Source organism: Haloarchaeobius amylolyticus (assembly GCF_042678045.1).
GTDB lineage: Archaea > Halobacteriota > Halobacteria > Halobacteriales > Natrialbaceae > Natrinema > Natrinema amylolyticus_A.
The window spans coordinates 162450-178039 of the sequence record NZ_JBHUDI010000005.1; the positions used below are offsets into that span (position 1 = coordinate 162450).

Genomic DNA, 15590 nt, shown 5'->3' on the forward strand with positions numbered 1-15590 from the left:
CTTGCCCATCCGTTACAGAGCGCGAGAGAAGCCGGTTTATCACGATGCGCTTGGCCTGGACGGGCCGGCGATACTGATCGAACCAGCGCGCACCGGCCCGGCGTTACGAAATCGGCGCCTGATCCGGCGGCGGGTGTGTTCGGACGGACTGATCGAGGCCATCCAGTAGCAGGCCGATAGCGCGTTCGTGTGCGGTCTTTGGCCGATGGATATGCGTCGGTCGAACGGGTTGGGCCTCGTAGGCGTCGAACGCGCCCGCGGGCGCGGCTCCGTCCCGCTCGAGAAACATCCGAAGTTCGAGCAGTAGCGCGTGGATATGGACGAGTTCTTGGGATTTCACGCGGCAATCCACACGATCGATTTCCTTAGTTCTCTCCGTCAGTTTTCCCGAGTCTCGCCCTGATCGCGATTGTATGAGAAACCCACATCTATCGTCGGACGACGTTCGACTCGGGTCGGTCGTGACCGGCCGGTTTACTCGAGGTACTCGCCAGCCAGCAGCTCGACACGTTCTCTGGTTTCCTCGGGAATCGCCTCCGGTGGCGTGTTGATCGTCCCCTCGAGAGCAGTCCAAGCCTCGCTCTCGAAGTCATCGGGCATCGTTCGGATCGCGTGTTCGACGACCGCGTTGATCGACTTCCGGTTCGCCGCGGCGTTTTCGCGGACCTCCTCGAGGGAGACCTCGCTATCTTCTTTCCAGACGTCGTAATCGGTGATGCCGGCGACGGTGGCGTAACTCAGTTCGGCCTCGCGGGCGAGTTTGGCCTCGGGGATGGCGGTCATACCGATGATGTCCCACCCCTGATCGCGGTAGAACTCGCTTTCGGCCTTCGTCGAGAACTGCGGGCCCTCGATGCAGACGTAGGTGCCGCCTTCCTCGGTCTTCGTCTCGTCGTCGGTCGCCTCGCGGGCCGAGTCGGCCAGATGAGCGGCCAGTGCCGGACAGTAGGGGTCGGCAAATCCCATGTGAACGACCATCCCGTCGCCGAAGAACGTCGGCGAGCGGTGTTTGGTCCGGTCGAAGAGCTGGTCGGGGACGACCAGCGTCCGGGGCGGCAAGTCCTCGCGGAGGCTCCCGACCGCGTTCGTCGAGATCACCCGATCGACGCCGACCGATTTGAGCGCGTAGATGTTCGCCCGATAGGACGCGTCGGTTGGCGGATGCCGGTGGTCTTCGCCGTGGCGCGGTAGAAACGCAACCTCCCGGCCGGCGAGTTCGCCGATCGTGACCGCGTCGCTTGGCTCGCCGTAGGGTGTCGAAATCGATTCGGTTCGTACGTTCTCGAGTGGCAGTGCGTCGTAGATACCGCTGCCACCGATGACGCCGATGGTCATGCAGAGACGTGGGCGGACCACCCTCCTAAAGTTCCGGGTCCGTCGCGGATGGGCAGTGCCAGCTCACCTGCGTCCTGTGGGTCACCGAACGTGAGACACAGCCCGGTTAGTCGACGAGCGTCCACTCGGTGTCGCTGACCGACTCGAGGACCTCGCGGCGTTCCATCTCGGCGAGGACTTCGGGGAGCCGATCGGGCTGAGCGATCTCCATCTCGATGCGCTCGATGCCGTGATGTTCGGTGAGGAAGTGACGGATCTCCTCGATCGTGAACGTCTCCCGGGCGGCCTTTTCCATGGCGCTCGAGACCAGATCGATCATGTCCTCGATGAAGTTCCACGGGTAGACGACCCAGGTCCACGCCTCGAGTTGTTCGCCGACGTAGTCGGGCTGGAACTCGCTGGTGCCGAGCAGTTGCAGCGTCGCAGTGCGGACCTCGTCGGCGTTGCGGTCCTCGACGTACTCGTAGGCACGGCTGATCGAGCCGCCGGTATCGGCGATGTCGTCGATGATGAGCACGTCTTTGTCTTCGACACTGCCTTCCGGCATCGGATAGCGGACGGTCGGCTCGTCGGCCTTCTCGGCGGTGCCGACGTAGTGTTCCATCTTCAGGCTCGTCAGGTCGTCCAGGCCGAGGAAGTCACAGAGACACCGGCCCGCGAACCAGCCGCCCCGGGCCAGCGCGACGACGACGTCCGGTTCGAACTCGTCGTCGCGGACGTCGTCGGCCACGTCCCGGCACAGGCCGTAAATGTACTCCCAGTTGGTTATCGTACAGTCGAAATCGTCCGGTAGGTCGGACATCTGATGGCCACCTATCGGGTGTCTCGAGCGCGGCCCCCTTAAGTTGGCTGGAACAGGTTCCGGCCGGCAGCAGCGACTGATCGCACTACTCATACGGTCTGCTGTAGCGATTTACCGGCGCACCCGCAGGACGGGTCGCGGGTGTGCCGGAACTGACTGACAGCAGTCCGTATCACAGTCGTAGATAGTTATTTATAACTCGATAATACAACCTAGTTATCGATGGCGCAGACACAGCTTCAGGCCGCCCGCGAGGGGACGGTCACGCCCGAAATGGAACGTGTCGCCGAGCGAGAGAACCGTGATCCCGAACTCGTCCGCGAGCAGATCGCCGACGGACAGGCCGTGATCCCGGCGAACCGCCACCACGACGCGCTCGATCCGATGATCATCGGTCGCGAGTTCGCGACGAAAGTCAACGCCAACATCGGCAACAGCGAGACGACCAGCGATCTCGAGACCGAACTCGAGAAACTCCACACCGCGGTCCACTACGGCGCGGATACGGTGATGGACCTCGGAACGGGTAGCGACTTAGACGAGATCCGCGAGGCCCACATCGCACACTCGCCGGTGCCGCTTGGCACGGTGCCGCTGTACGAAGCGGTCAAGCGGGCGGGCAGTCCCGAAGCGATTACCAAAGACCTGCTGCTCGAGATCATCGAAAAGCAGGCCGAACAGGGCGTCGACTACATGACGATCCACGCCGGCATTCTCGCGGAACACCTGCCGCTGACCGACGGCCGGAAGACGGGGATCGTCTCGCGGGGTGGCTCGATCATGGCTTCGTGGATGGAAGCACACGGCGAACAGAACCCGCTCTATCAGGTCTTCCCCGAAATCTGTGAGATCTTCGCCGAACACGACGTGACGTTCAGCCTCGGCGACAGCCTCCGGCCGGGCTGTCTGGCCGACGCCTGCGACGAGGCCCAGTACGCCGAACTCGACACGCTGGGTGAACTCACGCAGGTCGGCTGGGACCACGGCGTCCAGGTGATGGTCGAGGGGCCGGGCCACGTCCCGATGCACAAGGTCGCCGAGAACGTCGAGCGCCAGCAAGAAGTCTGTGATGGCGCACCCTTCTACGTCCTCGGGCCGCTGGTGACCGACGTCGCGCCGGGCTACGATCACATTACGAGTGCCATCGGGGCCGCGATGGCGGCCCAGGCCGGTGCCGCAATGTTGTGTTACGTTACCCCGAAGGAACACCTCGGGCTTCCCGAGGAAGACGACGTTCGCGCCGGGCTCGCAGCCTACCGGATCGCCGCCCACGCCGCCGACGTGGGGACCGAACGCCCCGGCGCACGCGACTGGGACGACGCCCTCTCGGAGGCCCGCTACGCGTTCGACTGGCACGAACAGTTCGACCTCGCGCTCGATCCCGACCGTGCCCAGTCGTTCCACGACCAGACCCTGCCCGGCGACAACTACAAGCAAGCCCGCTTCTGTTCGATGTGTGGAGCCGAGTTCTGCTCGATGCGGATCGACCAGGACGCGCGCGCTGACGGAAAAATGAAATCACTCGAGGAGGACGAGGGAACCGACCTCCAGACTTCGCCCGCAGCCGAGGTCAATCGGCCACCCGTCGGCACCCACGCTGCCGGCGACCTGCCGCCGATGGCCGACCACGAGGGTAGCGACGCGCTCGAGGAAGCGAGCGACGACTGATACGGTCTGGTGTCACTAGTTCTTGGCGCACCCGCATGACGGGGTGCGGGTGCGCCGGTACCCACTGACAGGAGTCTGTATGAACTGGCCCCGCTTGCGAACGGCGCTCCCTTCGCATATCAAAATCGAATACAGTCACAGAGAATCGACCTCGTCTTTATCCGATATACTGTGGACGGTCCGACAACGATGGCACCCCGACGGCGGACCGTACTCGCAGCAGTATTGACGGCGACAGCGTCGGCAGCGGCCGGCTGTACTGATCTGCTCGCCGAGCAGACGAGCGACGATGGCTCGAACACCCCCACGGACGTCGCGACGGCACTGGTCGACGACCTCGCAAGCGAGGAATTCGAGCAGGCAAACAACCGATTCGTCGAGCGGGAACGCGACAGACGTGGCGATCCGGCCCGACTCGAGCGCCTCTGGATGGGATACGGCGCGGTCAGCGGTTCGTTCGACGAGGTCGTCGATACGAGCACGACCACGAAAAACGGCTTCACGGCAGTCGACCTGACGCTAGCGTTCGACCGCGGCGACCACGACTGTCGTATCATCGTCGACGAGGAGTCGCGACTCGTCGACTGCGGAATCACGGACGAGTACGAGCGACCGTCGTACGTCGATCCGGACGCGATCGCCACACAGGACGTGACGCTCTCGGTCGCGGACTGTTCGCTACCGGGGACCATCACGACGCCGGACGGGAACTCGGGGGACGCCCCCGGCGTCGTCCTCGTCCACGACGTCGGGCCGGGGACGAAAGACACCGATCGTGGTGGCACGAAGCCGTTCACGGATCTGGGGGAGGGGCTCGCAACGAAGGGCGTCGCGACGCTTCGCTACGACAAGCGCATCCCGTCCTGCGAGGTCCAGCCGGAATCGTATACTCTCGATCGGGTCACCGTCGACGATGCGCTAGTCGCCGTCGAGCGGCTCCGGGCCGTCGAAGGCGTCGACGCTGATCGGATCGTCGTCGTCGGGCACGGCCTCGGCGGACGCGCGACACCGCGGATCGCCGCCCGGGACGGCAACCTCGCTGGCGTCGCCGGTCTGGCTGCGCCGGCGCGCCCGTATCACGACCTGACGCTCGAGCAACTGGAGTACAAGGTGTCGGTCGGCAGCCAGACGTGGGACGATCTGGCGACGATCGCCGACCGGTGGGCCGACGAGATCGAGCAGGTTCGAGCGGGGGAGTACGACGCGAGCGAGGAACTGCTCGGGAAACCCGGGGCGTTCTGGGACAGCCTCGCGGCGTACGATCATCTCGCGACCGCGGCGGGGAGCGACGTACCGACGTACTTCCTGCAGGGTGAACGCGACTTTCAGGTAACCACGACCGACGACCTCGACCACTGGCAAACCGAACTCGAGGGGCGATCCGGAACGACGTTCGAGACGTACGACGCCCTCGATCACCTGTTCATGCCGGGTGAGGGGCCGTCGGTAGAGTTCGCCTACGCCGCTCGGAACAACGTCGCCGAGCAGGTCGTCGCCGATCTCGCGGACTGGATCGCCGATCGGTAGCCAGCGTATCACATTGGGCCGGACGCTGGCCCGAGGATTCATACGCCAGTCGACCGAGCCACGTCGTATGGAGACGACTCGAGTCGTGCAGGTCGATGCGTTTACTGACGAACCGTTGACAGGGAACCCGGCTGGCGTCGTGCCGGACGCCGACGGGCTCTCGGCAGAGCAGATGCAGGCGATCGCCGCGGAAATGGCCGTCAGCGAGACGGCGTTTCTCCGCTCGAGTACGGACGTCGACTACCGAATCCGCTACTTCACGCCCACCCAGGAGGTCGACCTCTGCGGGCACGCGACGATCGGAGCCTTCGCACACCGTCGCGACGAGGGACTCGAGCCCGGGATGACGACCCTCGAGACGAACGTCGGCGTCCTCGAGATCGAGATCGACCCCGACGGGACAGTTTGGATGACCCAGGACGAGCCGACGATCCGCGAGGTCGACGTCGGCTACGACCGCGTCGCCGACGCGCTGGGTGTCGGCCGGGCCGCACTCGAGGGCGCGAGCGCCGACCTCCCGCTGGCGGTGGCCTCGACTGGCCTCCCCTTCCTGATCGTCCCGATCACGTATCTCTCGGACGTCGGTAGCGCCGAACCGGATATGGCCGCACTCGAGGCGCTGACCGACACGGTCGATGCGACCGGGATCTACCTCTTTACGTTCGACGCGCTCGAAGCCGAGTCGACGCTGCACGGCCGGATGTTCGCGCCGGGAGCCGGCGTCCCAGAAGATCCCGTCACCGGCACCGCAAGCGGGGCCGTCAGCGCGTACCTCGATCGGTTCGGCGCGTTCGACGGCGACCTGCCCGACGAGCTCCGACTCGAGCAGGGCCACTACGTCGATCGGCCGGGGACGGTCCGCGTTCGCCTCGACGGCGGGGTGCAGGTCGGCGGCCGTGGGGTGACCGTCCTCGACGGCTCGCTCGCCGTTCCCGACGACGACGAGGACGACATTCTCGAGGCCTGAGCGCAGTTCGGATGCACAGAGGAATGATAGTTATCGAACGTGTATACTCACTATGGATAATGATATCTACTATGAAATTTCGAAAACGGTAGTTCTGGCCCCGCTCGGCGGCCAAACGCGGAAGTGATGGATTCACATCTCAGTTTCGACTGGGAGCTGTTGTTCGCAACCTTCTTTATTGGGTCGAGTGACCATCTCACTAGAGATGGCTGTACTCTGGCTGGACGAGATCGGTGCCGACGACCTCGAGAAGGTCGGCGGCAAAGGTGCCTCCCTGGGCGAGCTCACAGGCGCGGGGTTACCCGTTCCACCGGGATTCGTCGTAACCGCCGGGACATATCGTTCGTTTATCGAAGAAGCCGAGATCGACGAGGAACTGTTCGCAGCCGTCGACGTCGACGTCGATGACTCGGCCGCGCTGGCCGACGCTGCGGACCGCGCACAGGAACTCATCCTCGAGACGCCGTTCCCCGACGAGCTTCGCGAGGAGATCCTCGAGAGCTACCGCGAGGTCGGCAACGGCGAGGCGTTCGTCGCCGTTCGTTCCTCGGCGACGGCCGAAGACCTGCCGGATGCCTCGTTCGCGGGCCAGCAGGAGACGTTCCTCAACGTCACCGAAGACGAGCTCCTGAAGCGCGTTCGCGAGTGCTGGGCGTCGCTGTTCACCCAGCGGGCGATCTACTACCGCCAGGAGCAGGGCTTCGACCACTCCGTGGTCAACATCGCGGTCGTCGTCCAACAGATGGTCGACGCCGAGAAGTCGGGCGTGATGTTCACGAGCCACCCTTCGACCGGCGATCCGACGATGATCATCGAAGCCGCGTGGGGGCTCGGCGAAGCCGTCGTCTCCGGTGCCGTCTCGCCGGACAACTACATTATCGATCGCTCGGACCGGTCGATGGACGTCACCGTCGCCGAGAAGAAGGTGATGCACGAGAAAGACGAGGAGACCGGCCAGACCGTCGAGCGCGAGGTCCCCGAGGACAAGCGAACGGCACGGGTCCTCGACGACGACGAGATCGACGAACTCATGGACCTCGGCGAGCGCGTCGAGGACCACTACGGCGAGCCACAGGACGTCGAGTGGGCGATCGTCGGCGGAGAGGTTTACATGCTCCAGTCGCGGCCGATCACGACGATCGATGAGAGCGACACCGATGCCGCGGCGACCGACGCCTCGAAAGGCGTGACCGACGGCAGCGGTAGCGTCCAGGCCGCCGAGGCCGGCGACACCGAGGTCGGTGACGCCAGCGGCTCCGACGAGGTGCTCGTCGACGGGCTCGGCTCGAGTCCCGGGACCGTCAGCGGTCCCGCCCGGATCGTCACCAAGCTCGACGACCTCGCGAAGGTCGGCGAGGGCGACGTCATCGTCACCGAAATGACGATGCCCGACATGGTGCCTGCGATGAAACGCGCCTCGGGCATCATCACCGACGAGGGTGGAATGACCAGCCACGCTGCCATCGTTTCCCGTGAACTGGGCGTCCCTGCCATCGTTGGGACGACCAACGCGACGACGACGTTAGAGGACGGTCAGGTCGTCACACTCGACGGCGACAAGGGTGCCGTCCTCGAGGGCTCGACGGTCGAGCCCGACGAGGAGACCGAGCCGGTCGAGGAGGTCCGCCCGCAGTCGCCGGTCAAACCGATGACCGCGACCGAGGTCAAGGTCAACGTCTCGATTCCCGAAGCCGCCGAACGCGCGGCCGCGACGGGTGCCGACGGCGTCGGCCTGCTCCGAACGGAGCACATGATCCTCTCGTTGAACCAGACCCCCGAGAAGTTCATCGCGGAAAACGGCACGGACGCCTACATCACGGAGCTCATCGACGGCATCCGCGGCGTCGCCGACGAGTTCTACCCGCGGCCCGTCCGTGTGCGCACGCTCGACGCGCCGACCGACGAGTTCCGCCAGCTCGAGGGCGGCGACGACGAGCCCGACGAGCACAACCCGATGCTGGGCTACCGGGGCATCCGCCGCTCGCTCGACCGCACCGACGTCTTCGCCCACGAACTCGAGGCGTTCCGCCGGCTCTACGAGATGGGCTACGACAACGTCGAGATCATGTTCCCGCTGGTTAACGACGCCGAAGACGTCTATCAGGCCAAAGCGTGCATGAAAGAGGCCGGCATCGATCCCGAGAAGCGCAAGTGGGGCGCGATGATCGAGACGCCTGCCTCGGCGCTGTCCGTCGAGGAGATGGCCGAGGCGGGGATCGACTTTGCCTCCTTCGGGACCAACGACCTGACCCAGTATACGCTCGCGGTCGACCGGAACAACGAGAACGTCGCCGACCGCTTCGATGAACTCCACCCTGCCGTGTTGCGCCTGATCGCCGACGTCATCGAGACCTGCCGCGAACACGACATCGACACGAGTATCTGCGGCCAGGCCGGCTCCAAACCCGAGATGGTTCAGTTCCTCGTCAACGAGGGGATTAGCTCCATCTCCGCGAACATCGACGCCGTCCGCGACGTCCAACACGAAGTCAAACGTGTCGAGCAGAAACTGCTGCTCGATTCGGTCCGCTAACGGTCTCCAGTACTGATTTTCGACCGGTGCTGCTGTGATCGATCGAGCGTGACAGCGCTCGAAGGGGGAAAGGCCCATCACGTCGGCCGCCCTCCGTCCAGCCATGAGCGACCGCTCGGACGAGGTGACCGAGAGTCGGCGGGAGACCGCCACTGACGACCTCCTCGAGGAAACGGATCGCCTGCTCTCGGAGTCGGATATCGACGTCGGTGACGGGTCGTCCGAGTCCCGGGGTGCATCGAGCGACGACACTGGCCTGGATTCGCTCGCCGGGTTCGACCGCGAGCCGGACGCCGAACACGAACCCGCTGGCCCCTCGGACACTGGCTCGTCACGCTCGTGGCTCTCGCCGCTGACATCACGGCTCTCGCTCGGACGCTACTTCTCGCCGAAGGCGTACGTCGCACTCGTGGCACTGCTCGGTGCCGGATTACTGGCCGGCGCAACTGTGCTTCCGATCGCCGGGCGCGTGATCGGCACGTTCCTCACCGCCTTTTTTATCGGGCTGGTCGCGTCGAAGCGGCGCTATCTCGAGATGACGGCCGCTGGCGTCTCCGTCGGGGCTATTGCAGCAGTCCTCAATAATGCGATCCTCGCCGTGGCCGGCTCCGGCCAGACGCTCGTCGCCATCGGCGCGACCGTTGGGGTCCTCGCCGCGGTCGGCGGCTACTACTTCGGTCGCGACCTGCGTGACGGGTTGGGCCGCGATCTCGAGTGATTGGGGCCGAAACCGACCCCACACGTCACTCGCTGTTGTACCCGTTCGTCGTCAACTCCCAGCCCTGTTCGGTCCGGCGAACGACACCGTTGTCGGCCATCACCTCGAGTAAGTCGGCGACGACCTCGCGCGGCGCGCCGAGATCGTCGCTGAGTTCGCCGACCGATTTGGGCTCCGTCCGAATACTCGCGAGCAGATCGGCGTAGATCCGGCTTTCCGAGCCAGCTCCGACGGTCTCGGAGATGTGATCGAGCACGTCGGAGAGTCGTCCCTGGACCCAGCGCTGGGCCAGCGAGAGTTCGTTTTCGAGCTGTTCTAACTCCTCGAGGACAGCGAGCAGGTCGTCGAGATCGTCCGTCTCGTCCCACGCGACGTCGAGCGAGAGGTGCCGGCAGGCCGTGATATCGAAGCTGTTGTTAGCTGGATAGGCGCTCTTGCTCGCGAAGCCGTAAGGAGAGACGGTCACCTCGAGTCTGACGTTGCGAGCGATGTGAAAGTACTTGCGCCGCTGGTCGTCGACGCGGCTCTCGACGAGACCGGCTTCCTCGAGTTTGCGCAGGTGTTCGATGACTGCCTTGGGACTCACGCCGAGATAATCAGAGATTTCGGTGACGTAACACGGTTTGCGGGCGAGCAACCGAAGGATTCGTCTTCGGTTTTCGTTCCCGAGTAAATCCAACAGCGCGGCGGAGTCCATTACGCGAGCCTTAGTGATTGCCGCTGAAAAGCGTGTCTGCTCGACAGACGAGCGCTGGCGCGGTGATATGGCACACGGTACCGCTGCTCACTTGTCGGCATTAGCTCCCTGTGGGGGCCCAGATCCGGTAGACGCGTCATCGTTCGAGTTCTCGGTAGACGCGTCATCGTTCGAGTTCTCGGTGGACGCGCCATCGTCCGTGTTCTCACTTGACCGGTCGGCTGGCGTCTCTGCCGATTGCGTATCGCCGGAACGGTCTGATCGCTGGTCAGTCGAATCCGCCTTCGACGGGCGGTCGTCCGGTCCGTCTCCGGGCGACTGTGTGGTGTCGAGGCCGCTATCGGTCGGCGGCCCCGTGGCGTCTGGACCCTTGCCGGCCACGCCGCGGGCGACTGCCGCGACGCCGGGCCCGGCCTGTGTCGAGGTGTTCTGCCGGATCGCAGTCACGTCCTGATGGAGGCTTGCGAGCCTGTCTTCGGCAACGTTGACCTCCTCGGCACGGCGCTCGGTCCGGTCGATCGATCGCTCGAGGCCGGCAAGTTGCACCGTCAGTCTGGAGAGCTGTGACCGATAGGCCCCTCTCGAGAGCTGATCACGGTTCGCTTCGAGTTGCGCGCGTTCGTTCTCGAGAGCGGCGACCTTCGCTTCGAGTTCGGCCGTGCGATCGCTGACGAGTGTTGCCCTGGTCTCGTTGTCGGCCCGCTCGTAGGCCGTCTCGAAGAGCTCGGACTCGATCGCGTTACTCGCGTCGGCTGCGCTCGCTTGCATCGTCGTGCCGACGGATGCGTTCGTCGAGGCCGATTGGGACCCTTCAGAATCGGTCGCAGCGAACGTGCTCGCGACGACACCGCTCGTAACCGGCGCGACCGTGAGGCCGATAATAGCGAGGGTCACCAGAAGGACGACAGACCGCGTGGTTCTCATCGATCGTGTTATTGATCCGAATATCCTAAAAAGACAGACCTTCGTTCGAACCGTTTACTCGCATTGTTCGACCGCTGAGATCCGTTTTGAGCGTTCACAACGGACTGACGTTCGGTAATCGACCTCGTTCGGTTGACGGCCGCGTGGCCTCGAGCCGTCGGTAAGTGGCTGACTGTTCACACCGTTGCGTTCCAGTTCGCACGATCAAGACGTGCTATCCTGTGAGAAGCCGGATCTACCGGTCGGAAACCCCGCTGATAGCACGTCATTGTAAACGTGTCCGAAAACAGTTATCCCGCTCCATCCCTTGTCACTAGTTAGCATGTTCGAAGTGTTCTCGCGAAGCTACTATCTCGGCCGTCTCTACGTGACGCCGACCGACAGTGAGCACGCACTCATGCACAGCGAGCAACACGAGCAACTCAACGAGGAACTCTACGCGACCGGCGACGGCCTCGAGCGACTCGATACCCCGCTGGTGATGAAACTCGAGACGCGTCATTTCCCGGTTCACGGAGCCGACGACGTCCCGACGAACACGCTTGCACTCCCCGAATCGATGCTCGAGGAAACCGATGTTCGGAACCCACCGTCGCTCCGTGAGGTGTTTCTGGCACGGCGCGAACGCGCTCGCCAGTTGCTCTCGTTCGCTGGCGGCTGTCAGGCCGACGGCGCGGTCCCGTTCGACGACGAACCGTTCCCTGCCGGAACCTAAAAGTAGTCTCGCTTCCCGATTTCGGCCGCATGCTCGACGAGTTGCTCGGCCGCGCGTCGCTCAAGCAGCGCATCGACGAGCTCGAGGCGGAAACCGAGCGGTTGCGAAAGCGCTACGAGGCCGAGGCCGAACGCCGGGCCGACGCTGCCACCGCCCGGCAGGAGGTCGAAGAGCGCAACAACCGGCTCGAGGACCGCATCGCCCAACTCGAGGGCGAACTCGAGCGCCTCGAAGACGACGAAACGGGACTCGACGTCCGACGCCGCGAGCAGCTCCGCGGCGCCCGGCTCGAGGCGGTCCTCGACCGGCTGGCATCGTTTCGGACGGGACCCGAGGGGGCGCTGACCCTCGGCGTCGACGACAGGATACCCGACACCGTCCGCGACGACCTCACGGACGTCCTCGGCGATCGGGTCGCACTCATCGACGAGGCCGCGCCGTGTCTCTGCTGTGTCGACGATGCCGGTCTACTCGCGGTGACGCTCGAGCCGCCGATCATCCCTGACATCGACGCGACCTGGCGCGACCGGTTTACCATCGAGCGCGACTGGTTCCTGCCGACCGGCCGTCACGCGGTCGCGCTGGTCCGGACCGACCTGTTCGCCCTTGGGGTCTACGAGGGCGACGACCGGATCGACTACCGCGGCTTCGAAAGCGATGTCAAAGGGAACCACTCGAAAGGCGGCTTTTCACAGGCCCGGTTCGAGCGGATTCGTGACGATCAGATCGACGCTCATCTCGAGCGCTGCCGCGAAGCGCTGTCGGCGTACGAAGCCGGCGGCGAACGCGCCGAGATACCGCTCGTTCTCGTGGGCCAGCGCGGGATCCTCGATACCCTGGTCGACGAATCGGGACTCGAGCCGACCGCGACAGCCGCCGTCGACGCGACCGGCGACCCGGAGCCGGCGCTTGCCGACGCCGTCCGCTCGTTCTGGACGACGGAACTACGGGTGTTGTGATACTGTCGGTTGTCACTGTGCCCCGGCGAACCTGCACGACGAGTTACACGTGTGCCGGATAACACGGGGGAATAGTTCTGTCCGACAGTATCAGTAGCCGCTGCCGTCGGCAAAACAGCGGCCGCATTTGGTCACGTCCGCCTCGGTGACCGCTCGCTCGATGGAGATCAGGCGAAGGTGGTCGTGAGCAACGTGGGCGGTCGCCCCACAGGTCGTCTGGAAATCGGAACGACCGGACTCGTGTCTGTGGATCTTGTTCGTCGTTTCGTTCAGGACGCCATTCATGTGGCACGGTAACATGGTTCATCATAATAAGTACGTCGACTGTTGAGTCCACAGCAGAAGGTGGTAATGGTGACCAACGCCTATCGAGACCACGCGCGTTCACGGTGAAACACGTAGTTGACACCGGCAACTATCACGGTGGCGTCCGACAGCATCCCTGGTAGTACGTTACTATCGATCGGTAGTACGTTGCTTCGTAGCGCTCTCTCACGTGTTCGTCACGACATCGACGAGCAGCTATCGTAACCACTGACCGTCACTGCACACCCGATCGACCGACGAGAGCGCGGTTCGGAGTGACGAAATGAGCGAGCACCGCGGGCGATGCGATCGGTGTGGAAATCGGCTCAGTTGGTACTATACCTCCATCGCTTCGACGACTAGCTCCGAACGCGTGCCCTGCAAAACACGTAAGACTACCGAACAGCCGGTGGTATGAGCGGCTGCCCCCCATCCGACATCGCCATCGTCGTTGTCGCTGCGCTCGAGGCCAATCACGCGAACACGCCCCACGAAATGCGATCCCAGAGGCGTTCGTAGGCATAATAGGTGCCGGTCTTGACCACGTTGGCCACGAGCCCAATATCGATCGCGGCCCGCACGTCACCGATGACGACCCAGGCGACGACGATCGTGATTGCGATCATCAAGAGCCGGTAGCCCAGCGTCTTGATTACCGCCCGCTTTCGCGCCTGAAGCGGACGGGACGAGACGTCCGTCGACTGAGCCATGCTATCTGCCACCATATCCTGCAGCTTAAATATAACTGGTAGCGATCACACATTCGGTCTAATGTAATGGTATTCGGTTTCTATCCCTCGAGAGACACTGACAATCAAGACTCTTACGAACTCACACTCGAGACGCCCCCTGTGACGTGAGCACACGATAGAAACCCTTCTATACGCGTCGCGATCAACCGATGGCCATGCGAGATGTCTGTATCGTCGGCGGCGGCACCGCTGGCCTCGCCGCATCGATCTTCACCGCCCGCGCGGGACTGGACACCCTCGTCATTGACGGGGGCGAATCGATCCTCGCGAGAAACGCTAGCCTCGAGAACTACCCCGGCTTTCCCGACGGCGTCGATGCCCGCCGGTATCTCCAACTGAGCCGCGAGCAGGCCCGGAACGCAGGTGCCGAGTTCGAACTCGGACGTGTGACGCGCGTCGAACCGGTCGCTAAAGGGGATCTCGAACAGGGGTTCGTCCTCGAGACGGAGGGCGGCGAGCCGATCGAGGCCCGTCGGATCATCGCAGCCTCGTGGTCGGACAGCGAGTACCTCGTGCCGCTGGACGTGGGGCGCATCCAGCGCGGGAGCAAATACTTCGTCGACACTGACGAGGCCGGCCGGACGGCTGTCGACGGCGTCTACGCCGCGGGCCGACTCGCGGACGAGCCTCACCAGGCGATCGTCGCAGCCGGTCACGGCGCGAAGGTCGGGCTCGCCGTGATCCACGACTCGGATGCGAACTTCTATCACGACTGGGTCGTCCCCGAGGGCTACTTCACCGGCCGCGGCCGCGAGGTGCCGCCGGGCTGTGAAGAGATCGACGACGCGGAACGGCGCAAACGCGACGAACTGGCCCGAACGCGCATGCTCGAGGCCTTCGAGGACCCACTCGACGAGGAGCCGACGATGCACCCGAGCGTCGAGCAGGACTGAGTCAGCGAAGCGACGCGACCGTACCCTTTTGCTTGCTGCTCGCGTCGATTTGACCGATGGAGGTCGCCATCCTCACCGTCGGCAGCGAAGTACTTGCCGGAGACATCGCGAACACGAACGCGCAGTGGCTCGCGACCCGGCTGACCGACAGCGGCGCGACCGTCGACCGAATCCTGACGATCCCGGACGACCGCGACCGGATCGCGGCGACGATCGGCGAGTGGACGGCCGACGTCGATGCCGTGATCGTGACCGGCGGCCTCGGCGGCACCCACGACGACGTCACCGCCGACGCGCTCGCGGACGCGTTCGACCGCGAGCTGGTCGTCGACGAGACCATCCGTCAGGACGTCGTCGAGACCGTCGCAAACTACCGGGATCGCGACCCCGAGACGGTCACGGCTGCGGACCTCGAGTTCGACGTCGACGCCTGGGCGGCGCTGCCCGCTGGGAGCCGCCCCCTCCGCAATCCCGAAGGGCTCTGTCCGGGTTGTGTACTCGAGAGCGTCTACGCGTTCCCGGGCGTGCCCGCGGAGATGCAGGCGTTGTTCGAGCAGGTCGCCGCGGAGTTCGATGGCGAGACGATCTCGCGGGTCGCGTACACGCCCCAGCCGGAGGGGACGATGGCCGAGGCCATCGATGGCGTTCGCGAGCACTTCGACGTGACGATCGGCAGCTATCCGGCTACGGAGCGACGAAATCGGCTGAAGGTAACCGGCACCGATCCCGCAACCGTCGACGCGGCCCTCGAGTGGCTGGCCGAGCGGATCGACCTCGTCGAAGACGGGTAGCCA

At 64.4% G+C, this 15590-nt stretch carries 16 protein-coding genes; 9 read left to right on the forward strand and 7 right to left on the reverse strand.

Annotated elements, in window-relative coordinates:
- Nucleotides 1-103: 103 nt before the first annotated feature.
- From ACFR99_RS09645 to ACFR99_RS09655, 3 genes are all read right to left on the reverse strand, one after another.
- On the reverse strand, nucleotides 104-340 hold the full coding sequence (locus ACFR99_RS09645; RefSeq protein ID WP_390286723.1) for a UPF0058 family protein: 237 nt from the start codon (nucleotides 338-340) through the stop codon (nucleotides 104-106).
- Between the two features lie 134 nt (nucleotides 341-474).
- Nucleotides 475-1335: an S-methyl-5'-thioadenosine phosphorylase gene (gene mtnP / locus ACFR99_RS09650; protein WP_390286725.1), complete on the reverse strand. Its 861-nt coding sequence runs from the start codon at nucleotides 1333-1335 to the stop codon at nucleotides 475-477.
- Nucleotides 1336-1441: 106 nt separating this feature from the next.
- Nucleotides 1442-2137 (reverse strand): phosphoribosyltransferase, encoded by a 696-nt coding sequence (locus ACFR99_RS09655; protein ID WP_390286727.1) that lies wholly within the window; start codon nucleotides 2135-2137, stop codon nucleotides 1442-1444.
- Nucleotides 2138-2359: 222 nt separating this feature from the next.
- Between ACFR99_RS09655 and thiC the strand changes: the two genes are divergently transcribed.
- The 5 genes from thiC to ACFR99_RS09680 all read left to right on the forward strand — a co-directional run bounded on the left by thiC (nucleotide 2360) and on the right by ACFR99_RS09680 (nucleotide 9550).
- Nucleotides 2360-3805, forward strand: coding sequence for a phosphomethylpyrimidine synthase ThiC (gene thiC, locus ACFR99_RS09660; RefSeq protein WP_390286729.1), 1446 nt, complete (start codon nucleotides 2360-2362; stop codon nucleotides 3803-3805).
- Nucleotides 3806-3994: 189 nt separating this feature from the next.
- The gene (locus ACFR99_RS09665; protein WP_390286731.1) at nucleotides 3995-5332 is read left to right on the forward strand and encodes an alpha/beta hydrolase; all 1338 of its coding nucleotides are present in this window, start codon (nucleotides 3995-3997) and stop codon (nucleotides 5330-5332) included.
- Nucleotides 5333-5399: 67 nt separating this feature from the next.
- Nucleotides 5400-6299 carry a PhzF family phenazine biosynthesis protein gene (locus tag ACFR99_RS09670; protein ID WP_390286733.1) on the forward strand — a complete coding sequence of 300 codons (900 nt, stop codon included), beginning with the start codon at nucleotides 5400-5402 and terminating at the stop codon, nucleotides 6297-6299.
- A gap of 205 nt (nucleotides 6300-6504) precedes the next feature.
- The gene (ppsA, locus tag ACFR99_RS09675; RefSeq protein WP_390286735.1) at nucleotides 6505-8832 is read left to right on the forward strand and encodes a phosphoenolpyruvate synthase; all 2328 of its coding nucleotides are present in this window, start codon (nucleotides 6505-6507) and stop codon (nucleotides 8830-8832) included.
- Between the two features lie 103 nt (nucleotides 8833-8935).
- Entirely contained in the window at nucleotides 8936-9550 is a 615-nt protein-coding gene (locus tag ACFR99_RS09680) for a DUF456 domain-containing protein (RefSeq protein ID WP_390286737.1), read from the forward strand.
- A gap of 25 nt (nucleotides 9551-9575) precedes the next feature.
- Here the strand turns inward: ACFR99_RS09680 and ACFR99_RS09685 are convergent, their stop codons facing one another.
- Both ACFR99_RS09685 and ACFR99_RS09690 read right to left on the reverse strand, forming a co-directional pair.
- Nucleotides 9576-10247 (reverse strand): metalloregulator ArsR/SmtB family transcription factor, encoded by a 672-nt coding sequence (locus tag ACFR99_RS09685; protein WP_390286739.1) that lies wholly within the window; start codon nucleotides 10245-10247, stop codon nucleotides 9576-9578.
- An 87-nt stretch (nucleotides 10248-10334) separates the two neighbouring features.
- Nucleotides 10335-11171, reverse strand: a complete 837-nt coding sequence (locus tag ACFR99_RS09690; protein ID WP_390286741.1) for a hypothetical protein — start codon at nucleotides 11169-11171, stop codon at nucleotides 10335-10337.
- A gap of 322 nt (nucleotides 11172-11493) precedes the next feature.
- On the opposite strand from ACFR99_RS09690, the gene ACFR99_RS09695 reads away from it, so the two are divergent.
- Both ACFR99_RS09695 and ACFR99_RS09700 read left to right on the forward strand, forming a co-directional pair.
- Nucleotides 11494-11886 (forward strand): DUF5802 family protein, encoded by a 393-nt coding sequence (locus tag ACFR99_RS09695; protein WP_390286743.1) that lies wholly within the window; start codon nucleotides 11494-11496, stop codon nucleotides 11884-11886.
- A 29-nt stretch (nucleotides 11887-11915) separates the two neighbouring features.
- Entirely contained in the window at nucleotides 11916-12845 is a 930-nt protein-coding gene (locus ACFR99_RS09700) for a Vms1/Ankzf1 family peptidyl-tRNA hydrolase (protein WP_390286745.1), read from the forward strand.
- A 90-nt stretch (nucleotides 12846-12935) separates the two neighbouring features.
- Here ACFR99_RS09700 and ACFR99_RS09705 read toward each other — a convergent pair whose 3' ends face one another.
- Both ACFR99_RS09705 and ACFR99_RS09710 read right to left on the reverse strand, forming a co-directional pair.
- Entirely contained in the window at nucleotides 12936-13130 is a 195-nt protein-coding gene (locus ACFR99_RS09705) for a hypothetical protein (RefSeq protein ID WP_390286747.1), read from the reverse strand.
- Between the two features lie 494 nt (nucleotides 13131-13624).
- A complete protein-coding gene (locus tag ACFR99_RS09710) occupies nucleotides 13625-13861 on the reverse strand; it encodes a DUF2061 domain-containing protein (protein WP_390286749.1) in 237 nt (78 codons plus the stop codon).
- 197 nt (nucleotides 13862-14058) lie between these two features.
- Here ACFR99_RS09710 and ACFR99_RS09715 point away from each other — a divergent pair, with 197 nt between their 5' ends.
- Nucleotides 14059-14796, forward strand: a complete 738-nt coding sequence (locus ACFR99_RS09715; protein ID WP_390286751.1) for an NAD(P)/FAD-dependent oxidoreductase — start codon at nucleotides 14059-14061, stop codon at nucleotides 14794-14796.
- A 56-nt stretch (nucleotides 14797-14852) separates the two neighbouring features.
- Nucleotides 14853-15587: a competence/damage-inducible protein A gene (locus ACFR99_RS09720; RefSeq protein ID WP_390286753.1), complete on the forward strand. Its 735-nt coding sequence runs from the start codon at nucleotides 14853-14855 to the stop codon at nucleotides 15585-15587.
- Nucleotides 15588-15590: the final 3 nt, after the last annotated feature.

What these genes read in the sequence shown, in the direction of transcription:
- mtnP (WP_390286725.1), bottom strand. Translation starts at nt 1,335, where the DNA reads ATGACCATCGGCGTCATCGGTGGCAGCGGTATCTACGACGCACTGCCA.
- ACFR99_RS09655 (WP_390286727.1), bottom strand. Translation starts at nt 2,137, where the DNA reads ATGTCCGACCTACCGGACGATTTCGACTGTACGATAACCAACTGGGAG.
- thiC (WP_390286729.1), top strand. Translation starts at nt 2,360, where the DNA reads ATGGCGCAGACACAGCTTCAGGCCGCCCGCGAGGGGACGGTCACGCCC.
- ACFR99_RS09665 (WP_390286731.1), top strand. Translation starts at nt 3,995, where the DNA reads ATGGCACCCCGACGGCGGACCGTACTCGCAGCAGTATTGACGGCGACA.
- ACFR99_RS09670 (WP_390286733.1), top strand. Translation starts at nt 5,400, where the DNA reads ATGGAGACGACTCGAGTCGTGCAGGTCGATGCGTTTACTGACGAACCG.
- ppsA (WP_390286735.1), top strand. Translation starts at nt 6,505, where the DNA reads ATGGCTGTACTCTGGCTGGACGAGATCGGTGCCGACGACCTCGAGAAG.
- ACFR99_RS09680 (WP_390286737.1), top strand. Translation starts at nt 8,936, where the DNA reads ATGAGCGACCGCTCGGACGAGGTGACCGAGAGTCGGCGGGAGACCGCC.
- ACFR99_RS09685 (WP_390286739.1), bottom strand. Translation starts at nt 10,247, where the DNA reads ATGGACTCCGCCGCGCTGTTGGATTTACTCGGGAACGAAAACCGAAGA.
- ACFR99_RS09690 (WP_390286741.1), bottom strand. Translation starts at nt 11,171, where the DNA reads ATGAGAACCACGCGGTCTGTCGTCCTTCTGGTGACCCTCGCTATTATC.
- ACFR99_RS09695 (WP_390286743.1), top strand. Translation starts at nt 11,494, where the DNA reads ATGTTCGAAGTGTTCTCGCGAAGCTACTATCTCGGCCGTCTCTACGTG.
- ACFR99_RS09700 (WP_390286745.1), top strand. Translation starts at nt 11,916, where the DNA reads ATGCTCGACGAGTTGCTCGGCCGCGCGTCGCTCAAGCAGCGCATCGAC.
- ACFR99_RS09705 (WP_390286747.1), bottom strand. Translation starts at nt 13,130, where the DNA reads ATGAATGGCGTCCTGAACGAAACGACGAACAAGATCCACAGACACGAG.
- ACFR99_RS09710 (WP_390286749.1), bottom strand. Translation starts at nt 13,861, where the DNA reads ATGGCTCAGTCGACGGACGTCTCGTCCCGTCCGCTTCAGGCGCGAAAG.
- ACFR99_RS09715 (WP_390286751.1), top strand. Translation starts at nt 14,059, where the DNA reads ATGCGAGATGTCTGTATCGTCGGCGGCGGCACCGCTGGCCTCGCCGCA.
- ACFR99_RS09720 (WP_390286753.1), top strand. Translation starts at nt 14,853, where the DNA reads ATGGAGGTCGCCATCCTCACCGTCGGCAGCGAAGTACTTGCCGGAGAC.